The organism is Pseudomonas kitaguniensis, from assembly GCF_049199985.1.
In the GTDB taxonomy this organism is placed as follows: Bacteria; Pseudomonadota; Gammaproteobacteria; order Pseudomonadales; family Pseudomonadaceae; genus Aquipseudomonas; species Aquipseudomonas kitaguniensis.
The window spans coordinates 85,226-92,695 of the sequence record NZ_JBLZPT010000010.1 but is presented as its reverse complement, the minus strand read 5'-3'; the positions used below and the strand labels follow the sequence as shown (position 1 = coordinate 92,695).

At 61.5% G+C, this 7,470-nt stretch carries 5 protein-coding genes; all 5 read right to left on the bottom strand.

What is annotated here, in order from left to right; translation table 11 throughout:
* Positions 1 to 453: 453 nt before the first annotated feature.
* Positions 454 to 2,160 carry an AMP-binding protein gene (locus tag ACOZK9_RS14600; RefSeq protein ID WP_421556101.1) on the bottom strand — a complete coding sequence of 569 codons (1,707 nt, stop codon included), beginning with the start codon at positions 2,158 to 2,160 and terminating at the stop codon, positions 454 to 456.
* Positions 2,161 to 2,203: 43 nt separating this feature from the next.
* A complete protein-coding gene (locus ACOZK9_RS14595) occupies positions 2,204 to 4,735 on the bottom strand; it encodes an acyl-CoA dehydrogenase (protein WP_421556100.1) in 2,532 nt (843 codons plus the stop codon).
* 58 nt (positions 4,736 to 4,793) lie between these two features.
* On the bottom strand, positions 4,794 to 6,239 hold the full coding sequence (locus tag ACOZK9_RS14590; RefSeq protein ID WP_152745964.1) for an outer membrane protein transport protein: 1,446 nt from the start codon (positions 6,237 to 6,239) through the stop codon (positions 4,794 to 4,796).
* Between the two features lie 99 nt (positions 6,240 to 6,338).
* Positions 6,339 to 6,824, bottom strand: coding sequence for an alkane oxidation protein activator PraB (praB, locus tag ACOZK9_RS14585; RefSeq protein WP_058414031.1), 486 nt, complete (start codon positions 6,822 to 6,824; stop codon positions 6,339 to 6,341).
* Between the two features lie 138 nt (positions 6,825 to 6,962).
* Positions 6,963 to 7,457, bottom strand: a complete 495-nt coding sequence (praA, locus tag ACOZK9_RS14580; RefSeq protein ID WP_058414032.1) for an alkane oxidation protein activator PraA — start codon at positions 7,455 to 7,457, stop codon at positions 6,963 to 6,965.
* Between the last annotated feature and the right edge of the window lie 13 nt (positions 7,458 to 7,470).

Genomic DNA, 7,470 nt, shown 5'->3' with positions numbered 1-7,470 from the left:
GGGCCGCGCCCCCCCCCCCCCCCTATTTCCCGGCGGGGCCCCCCGCGCGGGGGCGCCCCGCCCCGGCCGCGGCTAAACCGGCGTCCTGCCGGTTTACCCGCTCCGTACTATCTGCGTTCGGCCATCGTGGTTTAACGGGGCGCTTCCAGATCAAAAGCAAAAGCAAAAGCAAAAGCAAAAGCAAAAGCAAAAGCAGGCGGCCCGAAAGCCGACCCAATCTCACACACTGAATGCGGTCAAATGTGGGAGATTCTATGGCTGAAAAAGCGGGACGCAGAGCGTCCGGAGCGGCATTACCACGCAGAGCGTGGGAACGATAATCTAAGCCGAACTCGGTCAACTGTGGGAGGGGGCTTGCTCCCGATGGCGGTGTGTCAGTCAACTCATGTATCAACTGTAAAACTGCTATCGGGAGCAAGCCCCCCCCCACAACAAGCAAAAAAAGCAGATCTGCTATGTATGCAACACCCGCCGCAATACCTTGCCCACGGTCGTCTTGGGCAACTCGGTATCGCGAAACTCCACATACCTGGGCACTTTATACCCGGTCAAATACTCCCGGCAGTGCGCCAAAATCTGCTCCTCAGTCACAGCCAAATCCTTAAGCACCACAATAATTTTCACCCGCTGCCCCGCCACCCCGTCGTCCACCCCAGTGGCCGCCACCTCGCCCACGCCGGGGTGCAGCGCCACCACGTCTTCGATTTCATTGGGGTACACATTAAAACCCGAGACCAGAATCAGGTCCTTTTTACGGTCGACCAAACGGATATACCCGCGCGCGTCCATCACACCAATATCGCCGGTCGCCAACCAACCCTCACCGTCCAACACTTCAGCGGTTTCCTGCGGGCGGTTCCAATAACCCTGCATCACCTGCGGCCCACGCACCTGCAGTTCACCCGGCTCACCGATCTCGGCCAGTTCGCCGTCCTCGCGCACAAAGCGCACCCACGTCGACGGCAAGGGCACACCGATGCTGCCGGTAAATTCCATCTCACGCATACGGGCGATGTCGATGGGGCTGATACTCACCACCGGCGAGCACTCGGTCAGCCCGTAACCTTCAATGATCGGCAGCCCGGTGACCTGCTTCCAACGCTTGGCCACTGCGGTGTGCGTGGCCATGCCGCCGGCGATGACCATGCGCAGGTCAGAGAAGTCCCGCGCGCAAAACTGCTGGTTTTCGAGCAAACCGTTAAACAGCGTATTAACCCCGGCAATCCCGTTAAAGCGCTCTTTGCGCAGGATCATCTGCACGCGTTTTACATCGCGCGGGTTGGCGATCAGAATGTTGCGCCCGCCCAGGCACATGAACATCAGGCAGTTCACCGTCAGCGAAAAGATGTGGTACAGCGGCAGCAAGGTGACGTTGGTTTGCTGCTGCTCCTGGTCCAACTGATCACCCACCCACGCCTTGGCTTGCAACAGGTTGGCGATGATATTGCGGTGGCTGAGCATCACGCCCTTGGCATCGCCGGTGGTGCCGCCGGTGTATTGCACAAAGGCCAAGTCGTCACGGTGCAGGGCTACCGCGCGCAGGTTGAGCGCCCGCCCGTGTTTCAGCACGTGGTTAAAACGCAGCGCGCCTGGCAGGTTGAAGGCGGGCACCTGCTTTTGCACACGGCGCAGCACAAAATTCAGCGCCGGCCCCTTGAATGTGCCAAGCAAATCACCGATAGCCGCCACCACCACACGCTTGACGCTGCTGCCGGCGATGACTTTTTCGAGGGTGTGGGCGAAGTTCTCGAAGATCACCAAGGTGCAGGCGCCGCTGTCCTTGAGCACGTGTTTGAGTTCATGCGCGGTGTACAGCGGGTTGATGTTGACCACCACCGCACCCGCCAAAATGCTGCCCAACAGGCAGATCGGGTATTGCAAGCAGTTGGGCATCATCAGTGCCACGCGGTCGCCCTTGTTCACGCCCTGGCTCTGTAGCCACGCAGCGAAGGCGATGCCTTGCAGCTTCCACTCGGCGTAGCTCATTTCGGTGCCGATGCTAACGTACGCCACGCGCGCGTGGAATTTATCCAGGTGTTCCAGGAACACCTCGCGCAGCGAGGCGTAGGCCTCGATGTCAGCCTCAATATCTGCCGGCACGCCTGGCAGGTAAGCGCTCAACCAGATGCGTTCGCTGCGTTCCAGGCTGATCGTGTTCATCACAGTCTCCTTGGTGTCAGCCGGGCGCCGAGCGTGGCAACCATCATGGGTTGACGGAGGCCGTTGCGCTTGCGCTGGCCCGGTGCCTGGCGGCAGGTTTGGCCAGCGCCTGCTGGCGCTGTTGCAAGGCCTCAAGCAAGCCGAAGTCCTGCGCGAAGTCGTCAACCTGTATGGCGTAATCGGCGTATTCCACGTAGCGGCTTAACACGCTGTCTTCGTCGTCGCTGATCAGCGCCAGCGCCCGCGCCTTGGTGCGCCAGCCGGCAAAGGCCGTGGCGGAAATCGGCATCGGTTCGATCACGCCTTGCTTGACGGCGGGCTTGAGCCGCAACTCGATTCGCTCAACGTGCGGCAACAGGCAAAAGCCCAATTCGCCGTAAGCCAGCTTGTCTATTTCTGCGCGTGGCAGGTAGGAATCAGCCAGCAAGCGCTCGCGGGTTTCGCCCGGGGTTTGCACCCCTTCGGCCACTTCAGCCAACAAGCGGTCCGAGGGTTTGCGCAGGGCAATACCGAACGGAAAACTCAAGCCGCGCACCACCAACGCTGCGGCTTTTGAAGGGTAATTGTCGAGCACTTCGGCCAAGGCCTCGTGGGCACGCAACAACGCGTCCTGGGCCGACCAGTGCACCAACGGCAGGTCTGCCTGCGGTCGGCCGTCGTCCTCAAAGCGTTTAAGCACGCAGGACACGATGTACAACTGCGACAGAATATCGCCCAGGCGCCCGGTGATGCTTTCCTTGCGCTTGAGCGCCCCGCCCAGCACGCCCATGGACACATCCGAGAGCAACGCCAGCACCACCGACAGCCAATTGGCCTGGCGATAGTAGGTCGCCAGCGCCGGGTCGGTGTTGGCCGGTGCGCGCAGCAGGCGCCCGCCGGTCAGCGCATGTACCGCTGCGCGCACGCTGTTGGCGATGACAAAACTGATGTGGCCAAACAGTGCGCTGTCGAAGGCTTGCAGGGCCTTGCGCCGATCCGGGTCGCGCGCGGCTTCCATCTCGCGGAACACGTAGGGATGGCAGCGAATCAGCCCTTGGCCAAAGATGATCAGGCAGCGGGTCATGATGTTCGCGCCCTCCACCGTGATCGCAATCGGGCTTTGCTGGTAGGCGCGGGCGAGGAAGTTATTCGGGCCCATGCAGATGCCTTTGCCCGCAACGATGTCCATGCCGTCGTTGACGATCATCCGCGCGCGCTCGGTGACGTGGTACTTGGCGATGGCCGAGATCACCGAAGGTTTTTCACCGGCATCCAAACACGCCACCGAGACTTTGCGCACCGCATCGCACGCATACAAATGCCCGGCCATGCGCGCCAACGGCGCCTGCACGCCTTCAAATTTGCCGATGGGCAGGCCGAATTGTTTACGCATCGCGGCATAGGCGGTGGTGCCGCGCACGGCGATTTTAGCCAGGCCGACGTTGGCCGATGGCAACGAAATCGCGCGCCCGGCCGCCAGGCATTCCATCAACATGCGCCAGCCATTGCCAATTTGCTCGCGGCCGCCGATCACCCATTCCAACGGAATGAATACGTCTTTGCCGGTGGTCGGGCCGTTCTGGAACACCGCGTTCAGCGGCCAGTGGCGACGGCCCGTGTTGACACCGGGATGCGCCGTCGGGATCAACGCGCAGGTGATGCCCAGCGATCCGGGCTGGCCGAGCAAACCGTGCGGGTCTTCGGCGCGAAACGCCAGGCCGAGCACCGTGGCAATCGGGCCAAGGGTGATGTAGCGCTTGTCCCACGTCAGCTTGAAACCCAGTACCGACTCGCCCTCATGCACGCCTTGGCAAATAACGCCCACGTCTGGAATCGCACCGGCATCGGAGCCGGCATACGGGCTGGTCAGCGCAAAGCACGGGAGGTCTTCACCGCGCGCCAATCGCGGCAGGTAGTAGTTGCGCTGGGCATCGGTGCCGTAATGCAGCAGCAATTCGGCCGGGCCTAAAGAGTTGGGCACCATCACCGAAATCGCCGCCGCCGAGCAGCGTGTCGACAGCTTCATCACCACTTGCGAATGCGCGTAGTGGGAGAAACCCTTGCCGCCATATTGCTTGGGAATAATCATGCCGAGAAAGCCTGCGTCCTTGGTGTACTGCCAGGCTTGCGGGGACATGTCTTGCCAGACTTGGGTGGTTTCCCAATCATTGGAAAGGTCGCAGAGGGTTTCGACCTCATTGTCGAGAAAGCCTTGCTCTTCGGCGCTGAGGCTGGCGGGCGCGGCGTGCAGCAGGCGCTGCCAGTTCGGTGTGCCGCTGAACAACTCGGCGTCCCACCACACGGTGCCGGACTCGATGGCGGCGCGCTCGGTGTCGGACATCGTCGGCATAACCGCGCGAAACAGGCCCAACGCCTTGCGGCTCAACAGCACGCGGCGCAGCGGCTTGATCGCCAACAGCAACGCAGGCAGCAGCACCACAAGCGCCGCGACGCCCATACCCGGCGCAGCAACCACGTTGAAGGCGTAGCCTGCCGCCAGCCAAATCAGCCCGGCGCACACCCAAAGCGCTGCAGTGGCTTGCCTATACGCCAGCGCAATCGCGGCTGCGCTACCCGCCAATAACCAAATAACCATGGCACACCTCAACGTTAGCCCAACGATGAATCAAACCCTGCGCGGCGCGGCAACCGCCTCAGAACGCGTAGGTGGCCGACACGCTGACCACGTCGCCGGACGACTCCGCTTTGCCGTCCAGTTGGCCGGCGCCGAGGCGGTCGACGTTCTGGGTCTTGAGGTTGACCTTCTCGACAAATTGGTGCGAATACGCCGCATCCACCGACAGCCCAGGCACTGCCTTGATGGCGTAACCGGCACCGAAGGCGAGGAAGTAGCGGTCGCCATCGGGGATTCGTGGGTCACGCGTCGAGTTGCGTGTGGGCGTTTGGTCGTGCGCAACACCGGCGCGCAATGTCAGCGCGTCGGTGGCTTTGTAGTCGCCGCCGATGGAGGTCATCCACGCGTTCTTGTAGTGGTAGGGGATCGCCACAATGGTCTCGCCTTGCGACTTCAGCGTCAGGTCCTGGAACGACGACCATTCGGTCCAGGTGGCGCTCACACCCAGCGTCCAACGGTCGTTGAACTGGTGCACCCAATCCAGCGACGCGGTGGCCGGAATATCCAGTTGGGTACTCGCGTGCGCGCCGTCCGGAAACAACTTCAGGCCGGGGTACGCCAACTCCACCAGGGTTTCGCCATTCGGCCCGATGGGCGCGGTGGTGGCATTCCTGCCGATCGCGTCGGTTCTGATGTTGTATTTGCCGGTCAGCTTGTTTTTGATTTTGGCGTGATAGTTCACGCCCAACGTGTCTTTTTCGGTGGGTTTCCAGACCACCCCGCCGAACCAGCCCACCGAAATATTATCGACTTTCACGCGGATCAACGACTCGCCCACACCGGAAGGAAACGCCGAACCGCCCAAGCCTGGGGATACCGCAGCGGCGGCTAACAGGTCAACGTTCTGGCTGACGAAGCCCTGGCTACGCTGAACAATGGCACCACCACCGATAGAAAACTGGTCGTTGACCTTGAACGACAGCGAGCCGGTGAGGCCAACCGTCTCGATTTTGGTATCGACGGCAAAGTCACGAAATTTCGAGTTTTCATTCCAGGTTGTGCGCATGCCTTGCGGCACCACTTGGCTGAGGCCGAAGGCAAAACGGTCGCCCATGGGGATGACCAGAAAACCGGTCGGCAGCCACGCAGTAAAGCCGCCTTGCCCGCCATTGTTGTTGTTCAACACCGGCTCGCCGGTATTGCCAAGCTCATCCAGCACCGGCGTATGGGTCACCGGGTTGCCGGCATAGTCATACGCCTGGCCGCTGTATTTGATCTTGACGCGCGCATAGTCGACCGTTTGCTGCGCGATGCTGGAATCGATAAACGCCATCGCCGCCGGGTTGTTGTACGCGGCACTCGGATCGTTCTTGAACAGCGAGCCGCCGCCAAACGCACGGCCCCAGCCCGGCGCGCCGTAGGTGGGCGTGGAGAACCCGCCCGCCTGCACGGGCACGCTGGTGATCAAGCCGCCCAACAGGGCCAGTGCGAGTAACGTGTGCGCGTGTTGTTTGTTGTTATTCATGCGGTACTCCTTATTATTATTCGCCTGCGACCCCTGCCGATGCCCCACGTGAGGCACCGGACTTTCAACGGGTGATCAGCCCTTCACGGCGTTACGCGCTTACGGGTTAACCGTCAGCGTTGGGGCCACCACACTCAGCGACACCACGCTGCAGTTGCCGCTCAACGACTGATTGGCTGCCGACAGGGTTTTGGTGCCTGGCGCCCACGCCACGGCAATGGTGGTAGGGCCGCAGTTGGTGGCGGGAACCGAGGTGATTTTGTAGCCGACGTTGGTCACGGTGCCGGTGGTGCCGGTGGCCGCCGTCAACACCCAAGGCAGGTTGGTCAGCGTCGGCAAGGCGCACAGCCCGCCGCCGGTCAGCGCAGCGCCGCTGATGGACGCCACACCACCGCTGACGGTGCCGGTAAACGTGATGCCGCAGGTCACGGCTGCGCCGAACGATGAAGGCGACTTGACCACGAGGGTGCCCGGGCTGGTCGAGAACGGCCCTTCCGGAGCCACCGACGCCGCACTGGCCATGGAAGCCGCGCCAGCGCACAGCGCAAAGGAGGTGACACAAACGAGGGTTTTCAAGCTTTTCATTGTTTTTTCCTCACAGGTTATGGCGAGTCATTTCGCCAGGGGTAATGGCCATGAACGAGAGGTCACGGTGAATCTGCAGAACATCCCTTTCCAGCCAAATTTCAATTCAATTACCGCTACAACACTCTTCGGATGCGTTTAATCGAGGACTTTAAAGTTCGCCGGCATCTTGATCGAGACGGACTTGATCATGCAGTCTTTGCCAATCGGTACATTCGTTGCCTGCAACGTTGCGCGGGTGTTATCCCACGTACCCTCGGCCGTCGACGGGCCGCACTGGCCGCCCAAACCAAACGCATGAACCTCCACGCTGATATTCGACATGGCACCGCTGTGCTTATCCTTGGCGACTAACACCCACGGCAAGTTAATCGCTTCGACACGGCTGCACTTGAGGCCGCCGTCGAACTCAACATGCTCGACATTCACCGATGCGCCGTCGGCCGCCACCTTGCCGGCCAGCTTGAGGGTGCAGTCGGCGCTGATCAGCGCGCCCTTGGAAAAGCTGATCGGCCCTTGCGCCGTAAAGGCGCTGCCGGCGGGCTCGATACGCGCGGCGTGGGCCGAGTGGTAAACCATCAGGCCGAAGGCGGCCAACACGATGTGCGCGGTGAACATGGCAGGGCTTTGCATACTAGTGACGTCC

Bases quoted from the DNA above. Each gene is read 5' to 3' on its own strand.
- ACOZK9_RS14600 (WP_421556101.1), bottom strand. From the start codon at position 2,160: ATGAACACGATCAGCCTGGAACGCAGCGAACGCATCTGGTTGAGCGCT.
- ACOZK9_RS14595 (WP_421556100.1), bottom strand. From the start codon at position 4,735: ATGGTTATTTGGTTATTGGCGGGTAGCGCAGCCGCGATTGCGCTGGCG.
- ACOZK9_RS14590 (WP_152745964.1), bottom strand. From the start codon at position 6,239: ATGAATAACAACAAACAACACGCGCACACGTTACTCGCACTGGCCCTG.
- praB (WP_058414031.1), bottom strand. From the start codon at position 6,824: ATGAAAAGCTTGAAAACCCTCGTTTGTGTCACCTCCTTTGCGCTGTGC.
- praA (WP_058414032.1), bottom strand. From the start codon at position 7,457: ATGCAAAGCCCTGCCATGTTCACCGCGCACATCGTGTTGGCCGCCTTC.